This is a genomic window from Myxococcus sp. CA039A, from assembly GCF_013336645.1.
In the GTDB taxonomy this organism is placed as follows: domain Bacteria; phylum Myxococcota; class Myxococcia; order Myxococcales; family Myxococcaceae; genus Myxococcus; species Myxococcus llanfairpwllgwyngyllgogerychwyrndrobwllllantysiliogogogochensis.
Map to the genome: position 1 here is coordinate 1 of NZ_JABUMQ010000307.1, position 13916 is coordinate 13916.

13 protein-coding genes are annotated in these 13916 nt (G+C 69.3%); 6 read left to right on the forward strand and 7 right to left on the reverse strand.

Annotation, left to right across the window (positions count from 1 at the left end):
- On the forward strand, positions 1 to 862 hold an 862-nt coding region (locus tag HR086_RS36900), incomplete at its 5' end, for a ThiF family adenylyltransferase (RefSeq protein ID WP_254626607.1).
- A 4-nt stretch (positions 863 to 866) separates the two neighbouring features.
- On the opposite strand, the gene HR086_RS36905 is transcribed toward HR086_RS36900, so the two are convergent.
- Entirely contained in the window at positions 867 to 1841 is a 975-nt protein-coding gene (locus HR086_RS36905; RefSeq protein WP_141648125.1) for a PD-(D/E)XK nuclease family protein, read from the reverse strand.
- A 109-nt stretch (positions 1842 to 1950) separates the two neighbouring features.
- On the opposite strand from HR086_RS36905, the gene HR086_RS36910 reads away from it, so the two are divergent.
- The 3 genes from HR086_RS36910 to HR086_RS36920 all read left to right on the forward strand — a co-directional run bounded on the left by HR086_RS36910 (position 1951) and on the right by HR086_RS36920 (position 4533).
- Positions 1951 to 2775, forward strand: coding sequence for an SDR family oxidoreductase (locus HR086_RS36910; RefSeq protein WP_174467980.1), 825 nt, complete (start codon positions 1951 to 1953; stop codon positions 2773 to 2775).
- Positions 2776 to 2969: 194 nt separating this feature from the next.
- Positions 2970 to 4139 carry an A/G-specific adenine glycosylase gene (mutY, locus tag HR086_RS36915; protein WP_217442088.1) on the forward strand — a complete coding sequence of 390 codons (1170 nt, stop codon included), beginning with the start codon at positions 2970 to 2972 and terminating at the stop codon, positions 4137 to 4139.
- A 181-nt stretch (positions 4140 to 4320) separates the two neighbouring features.
- Complete coding sequence (locus HR086_RS36920; RefSeq protein ID WP_141648123.1) at positions 4321 to 4533, forward strand: DUF2934 domain-containing protein; 213 nt, start codon at positions 4321 to 4323, stop codon at positions 4531 to 4533.
- A gap of 228 nt (positions 4534 to 4761) precedes the next feature.
- On the opposite strand, the gene HR086_RS36925 is transcribed toward HR086_RS36920, so the two are convergent.
- On the reverse strand, positions 4762 to 5853 hold the full coding sequence (locus tag HR086_RS36925) for a hypothetical protein (protein WP_141648122.1): 1092 nt from the start codon (positions 5851 to 5853) through the stop codon (positions 4762 to 4764).
- 133 nt (positions 5854 to 5986) lie between these two features.
- Here HR086_RS36925 and HR086_RS36930 point away from each other — a divergent pair, with 133 nt between their 5' ends.
- On the forward strand, positions 5987 to 6592 hold the full coding sequence (locus HR086_RS36930; RefSeq protein WP_174467981.1) for an outer membrane beta-barrel protein: 606 nt from the start codon (positions 5987 to 5989) through the stop codon (positions 6590 to 6592).
- Positions 6593 to 6691: 99 nt separating this feature from the next.
- Here the strand turns inward: HR086_RS36930 and metH are convergent, their stop codons facing one another.
- Positions 6692 to 10201, reverse strand: a complete 3510-nt coding sequence (gene metH, locus HR086_RS36935; RefSeq protein WP_174464185.1) for a methionine synthase — start codon at positions 10199 to 10201, stop codon at positions 6692 to 6694.
- Positions 10198 to 11094 carry a metalloregulator ArsR/SmtB family transcription factor gene (locus HR086_RS36940; RefSeq protein ID WP_174467982.1) on the reverse strand — a complete coding sequence of 299 codons (897 nt, stop codon included), beginning with the start codon at positions 11092 to 11094 and terminating at the stop codon, positions 10198 to 10200. Before HR086_RS36940 ends, metH begins: the two co-directional genes overlap by 4 nt.
- Positions 11095 to 11178: 84 nt before the next feature.
- On the opposite strand from HR086_RS36940, the gene HR086_RS36945 reads away from it, so the two are divergent.
- The gene (locus HR086_RS36945) at positions 11179 to 12066 is read left to right on the forward strand and encodes a patatin-like phospholipase family protein (protein ID WP_373564403.1); all 888 of its coding nucleotides are present in this window, start codon (positions 11179 to 11181) and stop codon (positions 12064 to 12066) included.
- 22 nt (positions 12067 to 12088) lie between these two features.
- Here the strand turns inward: HR086_RS36945 and HR086_RS36950 are convergent, their stop codons facing one another.
- The 3 genes from HR086_RS36950 to HR086_RS36960 form a co-directional block, all read right to left on the reverse strand.
- Positions 12089 to 12532, reverse strand: a complete 444-nt coding sequence (locus tag HR086_RS36950) for a CoA-binding protein (protein ID WP_141648117.1) — start codon at positions 12530 to 12532, stop codon at positions 12089 to 12091.
- Positions 12529 to 13428 (reverse strand): hypothetical protein, encoded by a 900-nt coding sequence (locus tag HR086_RS36955; protein WP_174467984.1) that lies wholly within the window; start codon positions 13426 to 13428, stop codon positions 12529 to 12531. Before HR086_RS36955 ends, HR086_RS36950 begins: the two co-directional genes overlap by 4 nt.
- A gap of 67 nt (positions 13429 to 13495) precedes the next feature.
- Positions 13496 to 13813, reverse strand: a complete 318-nt coding sequence (locus tag HR086_RS36960) for a DUF2795 domain-containing protein (RefSeq protein ID WP_141648115.1) — start codon at positions 13811 to 13813, stop codon at positions 13496 to 13498.
- Between the last annotated feature and the right edge of the window lie 103 nt (positions 13814 to 13916).

Consider the following 13916-nt stretch of genomic DNA (forward strand, 5'->3'; position numbering starts at 1 on the left):
GCCTGAGACCCCGCCCGCCGCCACGACGGCCACGCCGAATGCGGCCACGGGCTCGCTCGCCAGGCCCTTCAAGCTGTCCCGGCGCTTCGACCGCACGGGCCGACTGCTGGGCGACACGGCGATGGAGCGGCTGGCCAACGCACGCGTCGTGGTGTTCGGCCTGGGCGGCGTGGGCAGCTACGCAGCCGAGGGACTGGTGCGCAGTGGCATTGGCCACCTCACGCTGGTGGACCACGATGACGTGTGCGTCACCAACACCAACCGCCAACTCCACGCGACGGTGAAGGCCGTGGGCAAGCCGAAGGCGGACCTGATGGCGCAGCGCTGCCGGGAGATCAACCCGGAGGCGAAGGTCGAAGCCGTGCGCGAGTTCTACCGCGAGGAAATCGCGGAGCAGATGCTCCAGGCCGGCCAGTACGACTTCGTCGTCGACGCCATCGACAACGTGAAGGCGAAGCTGCACCTCCTGCACCGCTGCGTGTCGCTGGGCATTCCCGTGGTCAGCTCCATGGGCGCCGCCGCGCGACTGGACCCCACCGCCATCCGCGTGGAGGACCTGTCCGAGACGCACATGGACCCGTTCGCCAAGGACATCCGCAAGCTGCTCAAGCGCAAGTACGGCGTGGAGACGGACCGGCACACCGGCATCACCGCCGTCTACTCCATCGAAGCGCGGCGCATGCCCGTGGCCCTCAACTACGACGACTCCACGGACGGCTTCCTCTGCGTGTGCCCGAACGACAACGACTTCCACACGTGCGACCACCGCACGCAGATTGACGGAAGCGTGTCCTTCGTCACGTCGTGCTTCGGGATGAACGCGGCCGGCGTCGTCGTGCGCCGGCTCGCCTCCACCCGCTGACGCCTCACGCCACCTGCTGGGACGAGGACTGCTGCGCCGTCACGGCGGCTTCTCGCCCGCAGGGACGACGGAAGACGCAGCGCACACAAGGAGACAGGGACTCCGAGGTCGGAAAGGCGGACGCGTCCAGCGGCGTGTTCGTCGCGGGGTCCTTCAAGAGCGAGCGCATCTTCGCCACGCTCGTCTCGAAGTGCTGGTGGAAGGACGCCATGGCGCCCAGGTCCACCTGGACGTCCTGCTCCTTGCCTTCGTTGAGGTACACCAGCGAAGCGCGCACCTTCTCCACCGGGAAGCGGTAGCGCTGCGACACGTAGAGCGCGTAGCCGAGCACCTGCTCGTCATAGCCATCGCGAGACTTGCCCGTCTTCCAGTCCACCACGACGGGCGTGCCGTCGGCGTCCACGAAGGCGAAGTCGGGGATGGCGAACACCTTCAGCCCGTTCAGCGTGAAGTGGGCGAAGTCGAAGCCCGCGTCGACCTCCAACCACTGCTCGGGCTTGAGGCTCTTGGCGATGACGGGCCAGCGCGACGTGAAGAACCACGCCAGCGCCGCGCGCACCGTCTCCCAGTTCTGCTTCCAGGCCTCGTCCGGCAGCACGTCGCCGTACTCGTGCTCGACGAGCCCGGTGAACGGCTTGCGGTACTTCTGCGACCAGTAGAGCTTCCCGCGCGAGTGCCGGAAGTCGTCCTGCATCACCTTGCGAGCCCGGGCCTCCACCGCGGCCGGGTCGACAGTGCGCCCCGCGCGCCAGTCCAGGAGCACGTCCTTGATCTGCTCGTGCACGATGCTGCCCGCCCAACTGAAGCGGTTGGCCAGCTTCTTGAGCACGTACAGCTCTCGCACGTCCTTCGGCGCGTCCGCCTCCCACCCGCCCCACGAGCGGTAGTAGTAGAAGTAGTAGGAGCGCAGGCATTCGGAGAACTTCTCGTGGCGGCTCTTGGACCAGGAGAAGTCGTTGCTGAGAGGGGGGCGCCGCATGGAAGCGGCGCATCCTAGGCGTTCGCTCGCTCCGCCAGAAGGGGAACAGGCAGGGAAACGAGCCCCCGGAGCGGGTTGAATGACAGTCCGGGTGCGCAACCCTGAGAGTATGGTCCCCGCCACCATGAAGAGCCAACCCTTCAAGGAGCGAGTCGTCCTCATCACAGGAGCGTCCAGCGGCATCGGCCGCGCGGCGGCTCGGGCGTACGCGGCGGCGGGGGCGCATGTCGTGCTCGCCGCCCGGCGCCTGGAGCGACTGGAGGATGTGGCCCGTGAAGTGGAGTCACTCGGCGTCAGGGCACTGTCCGTGCGGTGCGACGTGACGCGCAGCGAGGACGTGGAGCACCTCATGCGCGAGACACAGGCCGCCTTCGGTGGGCTGGACGTGCTGGTGAACAACGCGGGCCAGGGCTTGTACGGCCCCCTGGCGTCCATCAGCGAGGAGCAGCTTCGGCAGGTCTTCGAGCTGAACGTGTTCGCGCTGTGGCGGGTGACTCGCGCCGCGCTGCCACTGCTGCGCGGACGGCGCGGAGCCCAGGTGGTGAATGTCAGCTCCGTGCTGGGACATCGCGGGTTGCCGTTGCTGGGTGGGTACTGCGCGTCGAAGGCCGCGGTGAACGCGATGACGGAGTCGCTGCGCACGGAGCTGGCGACGGAGGGCATCCGCGTGCTGCTCGTGTCTCCGGGCTTTACCGAGAGCGAGTTCCGCGAGCACCGGCTGAACGCGGAGGGCTGGGCGCAGGAAGCCGTTCCGTTGAAGGCCATGTCGTCGGAGGAAGTCGCCCAATCGATGGTGCGCGCGAGCGTGCGAGGACGGCGTGACACCATCCTCACCCTCCCCGGACGCGTCATGGTACTGGCCAACCGATTCGTCCCCGGCCTGTTCGACCGTGTTGCCCACCGCATGGCCAACCCCGTGAAGAAAGACGCATGAGTCCCCGCAGTCGCCCCACGAAGCGCGCCGCAACACCGGACACCCAGACGCAGCTCGGAATGCTGGACTCGGGTGCGGCGCCCCCGGCCGAACCCACGACGGAGCAGGACCGGAACGTCGTCCGTCCGCGTCGAGGTCGTCCGCCGCGCAAGCCTGAAGCCGTGCCCGCACAGTCTTCAGTCCCCGTTGCCGCGATGACCCATGAGGCCACACCCGTGGAGCCTCCTCGCGCGAAGCGCGGTCGTCCACCGCGTACCGTCGTGTCGGCCCGTGTTCCCACGGTGACTCCGAGCGCCGCGCACCTCGCCTCGGTCCGGACACCGCTGTTGGACTGGTACGACCGGAACAAGCGCGACCTGCCCTGGCGCCGCACGAAGGACCCGTATGCCATCTGGCTGAGCGAGGTCATGCTTCAGCAGACGCAGGTGGCCACCGTGATTCCCTACTGGGAGCGCTTCCTCGCGCGATTCCCCACGGTGCTCGCCCTGGCCGCCGCTCCGCTGGATGACGTGCTCTCCGGATGGAAGGGCCTGGGCTACTACTCCCGCGCGCGCAACCTGCACCGCGCCGCGCAGGAAGTGGTGTCGCGCTTCGGCGGCAAGCTGCCCTCGACCGCGGCGGAGCTGCTCTCGCTCCCTGGCTTCGGCCGCTACACCTCCGGCGCGGTGGCCTCCATCGCCTTCGGAGAACAGGCTCCGCTCGTCGATGGCAACGTCGCGCGCGTGCTGTCCCGACTCTTCGAAGTGGAAGGTCTCCCCGGTGACCGCGAGCGAGAGGCCACGCTCTGGGAACTCGCCACCCTGCTGGTGAAGGGCGAGCGGCCCGGCGACTTCAACCAGGCGCTCATGGAGCACGGAGCCACGACGTGCCGCCCGGAGAACCCGCTGTGTCTGTTGTGCCCGGTGCGCACCGGCTGCGTCGCCTTCCGCAAGGGCCGCGTGGACGAGCTGCCACCCGCCAAGGTGCGCGCCGCGCCAAAGAAGCTGACGCTGGCCCTCGCCGTGTGGGCCCACGCGGACACCCTGTTGTTCGCTCGCCGCGCGGACTCCGGCCTCTTCGGGGGCCTGTGGGAACTCCCCGCCGCCGAGGTGGATGAGGACGCCACCGAAGCAGAAACCACACTCCGCCTCACTGGAGCGCTGGGCGCGGGCGTAAAGCTGGAGGCCATGCTGGGCACGGTGAAGCGGCAGCTCACCCATCGCGACCTCACACTGCGCCTCTACCGCATATCGGGGCCGCTGCGCCCCACCCGCTCGGCGGCCTTCCAGGAGCTGCGCTGGTGCACACCGTCTGAAGCGGCGACCCTCGGCATGAGCACCGCGATGCAGCGCGCGCTCGAAGCAGCGATGACCGCGCTGAAGTAGGGCCGTGCCTGCTCGCTCTGGCTCGCGAGTCACGTCAAATCCGCGTCACGCGCCCGCGCTGTCCACCGCGCGACACGGCGTCACTCGGCATGTTGCGTCGCCAACCCCCAACGCATCAGGTCGCTTTCGCGTGCACCTCTCGAGACTCAAGCTTCGCGCGCCCTTTCCCGGAGGCGCCTCGATGGCTCGCAACAACACACAAAAGTCGACCCCGCATACGGCGACGCAGCCCACGGAACACGCCAACGGGTCCAAGGCCTCACGCGGCCCCATTCCTCATGAGCAGATTGCCCGGCGCGCCTACGAAATCTATCTGGCGCGAGGCGGCAACCACGGAAGTCACGAGCAGGACTGGCAGCAGGCCGAACGAGAGCTGAGGCTCGGCCGCCAGTAGACACGCCTCGCTCCGCGCCTTCCGGCGTGGAGCGTCCGACACCGGAGCGCGGACGGCCTCCGTGGCCGTCTTGCTCGGTGAGGAGGCGGCGAGTGCAACACGGGGCGCGCAGCTTCGAGCGCTCCACGCGACCTCCACCGTGCCGCCTTGCTCCGTAGGGAGGCGGCAAGTGCAACACGGGGCGCTCGGCTTCGAGCGCTCCACGCGACCTCCACCGTGCCGCCTTGCTCAGTGCGGAGGCGGCGAGTGCAGCACGGGGCGCTCGGCTTCGAGCGCTCCACGCAGCCTCCGCTGGGCCACCTTCAACTCGGAGAGGACGCGCTCCGCATCCACCACCGAGCGCATGGCCAGTCCGCACGCGGGCGTCAGCAGCACCGTCGACACGGCCCGAGGGAACGTGAAGCCGCGCGGCAATGCGGCCTTCAGCGAGGCCTCCACCGAATCCGCCAGCTCCGTCACCTCGTACGTCGACGCCAGGTCCGTGGGAATGATGCCCAGGCTCAGCGTCGCGCCCGAGTTCAGATAGCGCTCCAGCGCGTCACCCTCCTCCAACATCGCATCCAGCGACAGCCGCACATCCAGCGACAACAGGTCCGGCTGCACGTCCAGCAGCGCGGCCCAGTCCGTGTTGCCACAGCAGTGCAGCCCCACCAGCGCGCCTTCACGCTGGAGCGCCACCACCAAGAGCCTCAACTCCTGGAGCGCCAGCAGGTGACGCGGCTGGACGCGCTGGAAGGCATAGAGCCCCGGCTCATCCAGGAAGAACAGCGGCGTGGTGCCCGCGCGTCGCAGCGCCTTCACCATCGCCAGCGAGCGCGCCAGCACCAGTCGGAAAATCACCTGGTCCAACCCGGGTACCTCCAGCGCGGACAGGCCCGAGTCCGTGCGCGCCACCGAGCGCACCGTGAACGGCCCCGCGAGCTGCGCCTTCGCGAACGCCAGCTTGCGATGCTCCACTTCCCACAAGAAGGGACGCCACGCACGGCACGCCTCGGGGGTGGGCTCGTACGCCTCCAGCGTCCCCGCCGCGAGGGCCGCGTCCAGCTTGGCCTCGAACTCGCCGCGCCCCTCCTCCCAGGCCTTCAGGTCCACCGTGCACAGGCCCTCCTCGTCGAAGCGCAGGCCCGGCAACCCCTCGAGCGCCGCCGGAATCATCAGCTCCGAGGGCTTGCCCACCGGAAGCTGCGGGAGGAACGGGATGTCCATCGACAGGGCGACCTGGAGCCCCAGCTCCACCTGCGTATGGGGCAGGCTTCCAATCCCCGTCGTGGCACAGGCGGGCAGCAACTGGACGGCTCGGCGGATGTTGGGCGCGCTCATGGCCGGCGAGTCTACCCGCTCCCTCCGCCAGCGGGGCACCTCGGGCTTCCCCGAGCGCCGGGCCTTCTCTGAACGGGACGACCTCATCCTTGCCAGGGGCCCCCTGGGGCGTCCCAAGGAGGAGGAATCCGACATGGTGCTTCCAATCTGGCGAGCAGGCGTGCTGCTGGCGACCTTGGGATGGGCTGCCCCCTCCCTCGCGAAGGACCCCCAGGTGCGTAAACAGCAGCAGCCGGCCCCGTTCTTCGGCGCTCCCGGCCTCACCGTCCGAGGCGGTGTCACGGCGTACACCGGTGACTTGGGCACGGAGACGGATGTGGGCACGTTCCTGGGGCTCCAGGCGGATGCGCAGCTGTTGCCCGCGGTGGGCCTGGAGCTGGGCTACGAGGGCTCCGCCAACGGCTTCGCGGACATCGACAACGCGACACTGTGGCGCCACAACCTGGGAGCGCTGGCCAAGGTGGGCCCCACCATCCGGGAGAACTGGAAGCCCTTCCTCGGCGCGGGCGTGGGCGTCAGCTACCTGGACGCGACCTCCGAGGCCAACGCGCGCCAGTTCGACGACACCTTCCTGGCCGAGGTGCCGCTCACCGCCGGAGTCGAGTACCGCTACAACGGCGTGACGGCGGGCGCACGCGCCACCTATCGCGTATTCGCCGGTGGCGGAGACTTCGCCCCCGGCGCCGATGATGACGGCGACCTCTTCAGCGCCGGGCTCAGCCTGGGCGGCCGCTTCTGACGGACCGCCCGGGCCTCAAGCCACTTCCGCTCGACTCACGGGGCGTCCAACGCCAGCGGGCGGTGCTGACCACCGCCCTGGCGGCACGGCACCTTCCGCTCACGTCACGGAGAAGTACGACGCCTGCTGATGGTGGAAGACGAGGGCGGACACGGAGGCCTCCGGCTCCATCATGCAGCCGTCGGTAAGCTGCACGCCGATGTCCTCCGGTCGCAGCGCGGTGAAGAGCTTCGACTGGTCTTCCAACCGAGGACACGCGGGGTAGCCGAATGAGTAGCGCTTGCCCGCGTACTCCGCGCGGAAGCGCTCCAGCATCGTCATGTCCGGCTTGTCCGGCGTGCCCCACATGCTGCGCAGCTGCGTATGCAACAGCTCCGCGTAGCCTTCGGCCGTCTCCAGCGCGAGCGCCTGCACCGCGTGCATCTTCAGGAACTCGCCCTTGGCCTTCATGCCCTCGGACAGCTCGCGGATGCCAGAGCCCGCCGTCACCACGAACATCGCCACGTTGTCCGTGGGCACGCCGCGCTCCAGCGGGCGCAGGTAGTCGGCCAGGCACAGCCCTCCCTCGCGGTCCTGCCGGGGGAAGTCGAACGACGCCGCCTCCTTGCCGGTGCTCCCGTCGAAGAGCACCACCCGGTTGCCGTCGCTGCCCGCCTTGTAGAACTGGAACACCGCGCGCGCCTGCATCAACCCGCCGCGCAGCATGCCCTTGAGTTCTTCCACCGCCTCCTTCAGCGCCAGCGCCTTGCGCCCCTCCTCCGTCTTCGCCAGCTCCGCTTCCGCCGGAGTCCCCAACGCGCGCGACGACGTGCGCAGGCCCAGGTGCCGGCCGTACAGCATGACCGGGTTGATGAACTTCCAGATGTGGTCCAGCGGCGTGTTCGTCAGCACGTGCCGCTCCCAGTCCGGCGCCGAGGGCACCGTGTCCAGGATGCGAATCTCCGCGCTGCGCGCACGCGACGTCTGAGCCTCCACGCGAGGACGCTCCTTCACCTCTTGCGCCAGCTTCACGCGCCGCTCGGACAGCTCTCCGCGCAGCTTCTCGTGCGAGGACGGGTCCACAATCTGCTTCGCCAGGTCCAGACCGCTCATCGCGTCCTGCGCGTAGGCCACCGTGCCGCCGCCGTACGCCGGAGCGATGTTGCGGTCCACGAAGTTGCGGCTGAGCGCCGCGCCGCCCACCAGAATCGGCACGCTCACACCCGCGCGCTTCAAGTCCTCCGCCGTGGCCACCATCTGGTGCGCGCTCTTCACCAGCAGCCCCGACAGGCCGACGATGTCCGGCTTGTGCTCGCGCACCGCCTGCACCAGCTGCTCGGGCGGAACCTTGATGCCCAGGTTCACGACCTGGAAGCCGTTGTTGGCCAGGATGATTTCCACCAGGTTCTTCCCGATGTCGTGCACGTCACCCTTCACCGTGGCCAGGACAATCTTGCCGCGCATCGCCGCCTGGGCGGCGCTCATGTGCGGCTCCAGGAAGGTCACCGCCGCCTTCATCGACTCGGCGCTCTGGAGCACCTCCGCGACAATCAGCTCGTTGGCGGCGAAGAGCCGGCCCACCTCGTCCATGCCCTTCATCAACGGCCCGTTGATGATGTCCAGCGGCGCGTACTTCGCCATCGCCGCTTCCAGGTCCGCGAAGAGGCCGTCGCGCGAACCCTCGATGATGTAGCGCTGGAGCCGCTCCTCCAGCGGCAGCGTGCTCACCTGCGCCTTGGGCGGCTTGCGCTCGCGGAAGTGCGCGGCGAACGGCGTCACCGGGTCCGTGCCCCGGTTGTAGAGCAGGTCCTCCGCCAGCTTCCGCTCTTCCTCGGGCAGCGACGCGTAGCGCTCCAGCTTCTCGGAGTTGACCAGCGCCATGTCCAGGCCCGCCTGGACGCAGTGGTACAAGAAGACGGAGTTGAGCACCTCGCGGCCCGCCGTCGGCAGACCGAAAGACACGTTGGAGATGCCCAGCACGGAGCGGCACTGCGGGAAGCGCTGCTTGATGAGCCGCACGCCCTCCACCGTCTCCACGCCGCTGCCCGTGTACTGCGCGTCACCGGAGGCGCACGGGAAGACGAGCGGGTCGAAGTACAGGTCCTCCGCCTTCATGCCGTACTTCTTCGTCAAGAGCTCGAACGAGCGCTCCGCGACCTCCAGCTTGCGCTGGCGCGTCACGGCCATGCCAATCTCGTCGATGCAGCCCACCACCAGCGCCGCGCCGAAGCGACGCGCCAGCGGCACCACCTTCTCGAAGCGCTCCTCTCCGTCCTCCAGGTTGACGGAGTTGATGATGGCCTTGCCCTGGCTGTACGTCAGGGCCATCTCGATGACGCGCTCGTCGGTGGAGTCAATCATCAAGGGCACACGCACCTTCTTGATGACCACCTCCAGGAACTCGCGCATGTCCTCCAGCTCTTCCCGGTCCGGGTTGGCCAGGCAGATGTCGATGATCTGCGCGCCCCGCTTCACCTGCGCGCGGGCAATCTCCGACGCGTCCTCCAACTGCCCCGCGACGATGAGCTCCTTGAACTTCTTGCTGCCGATGACGTTGGTGCGCTCGCCGACGATGACCGGCCGCATCTCGTCCGTCACTTCCAGGTAGTCCACGCCAGACAACGTGGAGCGGGGCTTGGGCGTGGACGCGCGCGGCTTCAGGCCCTTCACCGCCTGGGACAACGCGCGGATGTGGCCCTCCTGCGTGCCGCAACAACCACCCACCACGTTGAGCCAGCCCTGCTCGCAGAAGCGCGTGAGCGAACGCGCGAGCATCTCCGGCGTCTCCAGGTAGTTTCCGTTCTCGTCCGGCAGGCCCGCGTTGGGCACGCACGACACCGGGAACGGGCTCAGCGCCGCCAGCGAGCGCAGGTGGTCCGTCATGAAGTCCGGACCCGTGGCGCAGTTGAGCCCCAGGTACAGCAACTCCACGTGCTCCAGCGACGTGGCCAGGCTCTCCACGCTCTGGCCCGCGAGCATGGTGCCCATGGGTTCAATCGTGCCGGACACCGCCACCGGCAGCGAGTAGCCCAGCTTGCGGAACGCGCGGTCGATGCCCAGGAGCGCCGCCTTCACGTTGCGCGTGTCCTGCGCCGTCTCCACCAGGAGATAGTCGGAGCCGCCGAGCGCGAGACCCTCGGCCTGCACGGCGAAGTTCTCCACCAGCTCCTCGAAGGTGATGCCGCCCGTGACGCTGATGGCCTTGGTGGTGGGGCCCACCGAGCCCGCCACCCAGCGCATGCGCCCGTCCTTCGCCTCGGCCTCGGCGGCGGCTTCACGCGCCAGTCGCGCGGAGGCCGCGTTGATTTCGAGCGCCTTGTGCCCCAGGCCGAACTCGTTGAGCACCACCGGCGTGCCGCCGAAGCTGTCGGTCTCCGTCACGTCCGCGCCCGCCGCGAAGTAGCGCGCGTGGATGTCCCGGATGATTTCCGGCCGGGTGAGGACCAGGTTCTCGTTGCAGCCCTCGAACTCGGCGCCGCCAAAGTCCGCGGCCTTGAGGTCCAGTTGCTGCAGCAGCGTGCCCATGGCGCCGTCGAGCACCAACACGCGCTCACGCATCGCGGTGCGCAGGGCCTCCACGCGACGACCGTTCTCTCCAGAGGGGGGCGGAAGGGCAGTGGGACTCGTCATGATGGCTTCACTCCAGTCAGCAGAAAGACTCGAAAAGGGCTGGCACCCTCGCGGGCATGCGCCTCGCGGGTGAGCGACGCGAAACCCTGCTCGCGCAGCGCCGTCTCCAGCTGTGACGGCTCGAAGCCCAGGTGGCGGTGGCCCAGCCGCTCCACCACCCAACGCTCGTCATGCGGCATCAACTCCAGCAGCACCAGCCGGCCGCCCGGCTTGAGCAGCCGCGCCGCCTCCGCCAGCACACAGGCGGGGTCCTCCACGTGGTGGAGGCTCTGCGAAATCACCACCAGGTCCATCCGCCCCGACTGCAGCGACAGGTGCTGAAGGTCCTCGCACAGGAAGGTGACGTTGGCGGCGTGCTCATTGGCGGCCCGCTCGCGCGCCTGCTCCAGCGCCACGGCGTTCTGGTCGATGGCCCACACGTGCCGCGCCCACCGGGCGATGGCCACGCTCAAGACGCCCGTGCCACAGCCAAAGTCCGCCACGTCCAGGGGCGGCAACAGCGACGCCAGCGCGCCGGCCCACAGGAACCAGGACTGGCCCGGCTCCAGGAGTCGCTCGTTGAGCGCCTGCCGGTCCGCCCGCGCGCGCAGCAGGTCCATCAACCGCGCCGAGTCACCCGCCGCGTCCTCGGCCTCCCTCGCCAGTCGGATGAGGGGCCAGCGCGTGTCATCCCCCTCCAAGGCCAGCGAGTAGTAGCTGAAGCCCGCCTGTCGCTCCTCGCGGATGAGCCCCAGCCCCTTGAGCTTCCCCAGGTGGTGCGACACCGACGACTGCGCCACGCCCACCAGCGACACCAGCTCCGTCACGTTCAGCGGAGCCTCCGCCACCAACCGGAGGATGCGCAGCCGCGTCGGGTCCCCGAGGGCCCGGAAGGATTGGGACAGGGCTTCCATATCGCCGCATCAACATACGTCGATGTCTCACTGGTGGCCAGCGGACTTTCGACGCACTGCGTGCTTCATGGCGGACAGTGGTAGATGTGGGACATGGCTTCTCCCTCCCTGCACCAGCTCCTTGAAGGCAAGCGGTTTGGCCTGGTCCTCTCCGCGGGCTACTTCGGCTTCTACGGGCACGCCGGCTTCCTCAAGGGGCTGACGAGTTCGGGGCTCAAGCCGCATGCGTACGCGGGGACGAGCGCGGGCGGCATGGTGGCGGCCTACGCGGCGGCGGGGATGCCGGTGCACGCCATCGAGGAGCTGGTGCTGCGCCAGACGCGGGCCAACTTCTGGGACCCGGACCCGATTGGCGCGGTGCTGAACGCGGACGCCAGCGGCCATGGGCTGACGGGGCTCCTCAAGGGTGAGCGCTTCCGGAGGCTGCTTGAGGACACGCTGGGCGCCAGGACGTTCGAGGACCTGCCGCACCCGCTGTTGCTCGTCGGCGCGAACCTCACGCTGGGCAGCCACGAGGTGTTCACCTCGGGAGAGCTGGCCCCGCGCGTCCACGCCACCTGTGCGTACCCGGGCCTGTTCCGCGCGGTGCCGCTGGAGGGCAACCTGTACTGGGACGGCGGCCTGGTGGACAAGGCGCCCGCGCTGTCGCTGCACGACAGCAGCGTGGGGAAGGACTTGGACGCCATCCTCGTGCACTTCCTGCCCAGCAAGACGCGCAAGGTGGTGGGTGGCCCCATGGCGTACGCGCAGGGGCTCGCGGCGGGCTCGGCGGCGCTGCGACGCGACCACTTCCGCCTCCAGCTCACCGTGCTGGAGGGGCGCAACATCCCCGTCTACGTCGTCGTCTCCAACCTGCCCCCGGTGACGCCCACCACCATGGAGCGCGGCTTCGACGCGTTGGACCAGGCGCGCCTGTCCGCCGCCGTCTCCCTGGCCCGGCCTCCCGTGCCGTTCGCCCAGGCGCAGTGGTGAGCGGACCCTCGCGGGAGGGCGCTCACCTTCCGCCGTAGCGCCGGTGGTCCACCATCAGGCAGCGGTCCTGCACCACCTGGATGCCCGCGCGCGCCAGCTTCTCCGCCGCCGCGTCGTTGCGGATGCCGGACTGGAACCACACCGCCTTCGGCTTCTTGGCGATGAGGTCGTCCACGTGCGCGTCGATGTCCTGCGGCCGCCGGAAGACATCCACCAGGTCCACCTCGCCCGGCACGTCCGCCACCCGGCGGAACACCGGCTTGCCGAGGATGTGCGTCACGTCCGGGTAGTAGACGGGCACGGGCACCACCTCCACGCCCGCGCTCGCCAGATAGTCCGGCACGTAGAAGGCGGGCTGACCCGAGTGCTGTTCCGTCTTCATCCCCAGCACCGCCACCCGCCGCGCGCTCTTCACCACGCGCTCCACGCCCGCTTCGTCCTTGATGAGGTTCTCTTCCCAGCTCATCGCGCCTCCTCTTGAAGCCCTTGTGCTCGCGACTCCATCGTCACCGTCCACGCCGCCCCGTCCACTGGCGCCTTCACCGTGAGCTCGCGACTCACCGGCACGAAGCGGCCATACGCCATCACCTGCTCACCCTGGCACGTCACGCCCGGCGTCAGCTCCGGCCGTCCCGCCTCTTCCCACGCATCCGTCAACTCGTCCGGCGCGTCCCTCGGCACCGCGTCCAGGCACCGCAGGCTCAGCACCACCGCGTCACCGTACTCCGTGTCCCGAGTCCCCTGCACCGTGCGCTCCAGCACATAGGCCACCTGCTTGTCGCCCGCCGGCAGCGTGTCCACCGCCCAGGTGCGTTGTCCCTCCGACAGATGGCGCTGGAACAGGCCGCCGAACTTCGCCTCCCACTCGCGCCGCGTGCGCCCCTCCAGCGCCTCCGGCGCGAAGAAGCGCGCCAGTGGCTTCGCGTCCACGCCCGAAGGCACCGACTGCCGCACGGCCTCCGCCGCGGCCTCGGGAGACACCAGCTTCACGAACGTGCCGTCCGCCGCCAGTTGGAGTCGCAGCGCGAAGCGCAGGAGCACATCGTCCACCCAGCCCTCCACCTCCACCCCGGCCCGCGACTGCTTCGCGTGCGTCACCGACTGAGTCAGCAACCAGCCGCCCTCGTTCGGCGTGAAGCGGGATTCGGTGGTCAGCTCCGCCTCCTCGCGCAGCACGGAGCCGCCCTGCTCGACGACGCGGGCGCCGCGCTGGGACTCGGTGAGGACCCGGTCGACGGGGGGCAGGAAGGACACGCGCACCCGGGGCTTCACCTCGGGCACGGGAACCCGCAGCGGGGACGGCTTCCGACAAGCGGACGTCAGGGACAACACGAGACAGCTCAACAGGAGACCTGGACGCATGCGCCCGCGAACGCTGGCAGAAACGGCCAGCGCCCGCGAGCGCTTCCTCACCGCGAGGGCCCGTGCCTCACGGGTGACGCGTGCTGCCGTCGGGCGCGTTCTCCACCAAATCCCGCCCGATGTTGCGCCTGTCCCGCCGCACACCGTCATCGTCGGGCAGCCCGCCGCGGGCGGAGCGCCTCGACGCCTCCGACAAGTCCCTCATCACGGCCTCGCGCGACGCGTACTCGGTACTCGGCAGGCACTTGAGGACGTTGATGATGCTCACGGGGGCCCCGCCATCCTCGGCGGACTCCACGAGCTCCTCCCGCGTCGACGGGTAGTCCACCGAGTCGATGTGAGGGGTGATGGAGAGCCCGGGGTCTTCCGCGGTTCCGAATGCCATCTGGCGCTGCCTTTCTGCCCGGCCCGCGAGGCCCGGGCGTGCGTCACTGGGTACGAGGAATCTGGTGACGGCGCTCGCTCCGGACCACCCGGCCATCCCCCTC

Excerpts from the sequence above, each read along its gene's own strand:
- HR086_RS36940 (WP_174467982.1), bottom strand. The coding sequence starts at position 11,094 with ATGGAAGCCCTGTCCCAATCCTTCCGGGCCCTCGGGGACCCGACGCGG.
- mutY (WP_217442088.1), top strand. The coding sequence starts at position 2,970 with ATGACCCATGAGGCCACACCCGTGGAGCCTCCTCGCGCGAAGCGCGGT.
- metH (WP_174464185.1), bottom strand. The coding sequence starts at position 10,201 with ATGACGAGTCCCACTGCCCTTCCGCCCCCCTCTGGAGAGAACGGTCGT.
- HR086_RS36905 (WP_141648125.1), bottom strand. The coding sequence starts at position 1,841 with ATGCGGCGCCCCCCTCTCAGCAACGACTTCTCCTGGTCCAAGAGCCGC.
- HR086_RS36920 (WP_141648123.1), top strand. The coding sequence starts at position 4,321 with ATGGCTCGCAACAACACACAAAAGTCGACCCCGCATACGGCGACGCAG.
- HR086_RS36950 (WP_141648117.1), bottom strand. The coding sequence starts at position 12,532 with ATGAGCTGGGAAGAGAACCTCATCAAGGACGAAGCGGGCGTGGAGCGC.
- HR086_RS36930 (WP_174467981.1), top strand. The coding sequence starts at position 5,987 with ATGGTGCTTCCAATCTGGCGAGCAGGCGTGCTGCTGGCGACCTTGGGA.
- HR086_RS36955 (WP_174467984.1), bottom strand. The coding sequence starts at position 13,428 with ATGCGTCCAGGTCTCCTGTTGAGCTGTCTCGTGTTGTCCCTGACGTCC.
- HR086_RS36910 (WP_174467980.1), top strand. The coding sequence starts at position 1,951 with ATGGTCCCCGCCACCATGAAGAGCCAACCCTTCAAGGAGCGAGTCGTC.
- HR086_RS36945 (WP_373564403.1), top strand. The coding sequence starts at position 11,179 with ATGTGGGACATGGCTTCTCCCTCCCTGCACCAGCTCCTTGAAGGCAAG.
- HR086_RS36925 (WP_141648122.1), bottom strand. The coding sequence starts at position 5,853 with ATGAGCGCGCCCAACATCCGCCGAGCCGTCCAGTTGCTGCCCGCCTGT.
- HR086_RS36960 (WP_141648115.1), bottom strand. The coding sequence starts at position 13,813 with ATGGCATTCGGAACCGCGGAAGACCCCGGGCTCTCCATCACCCCTCAC.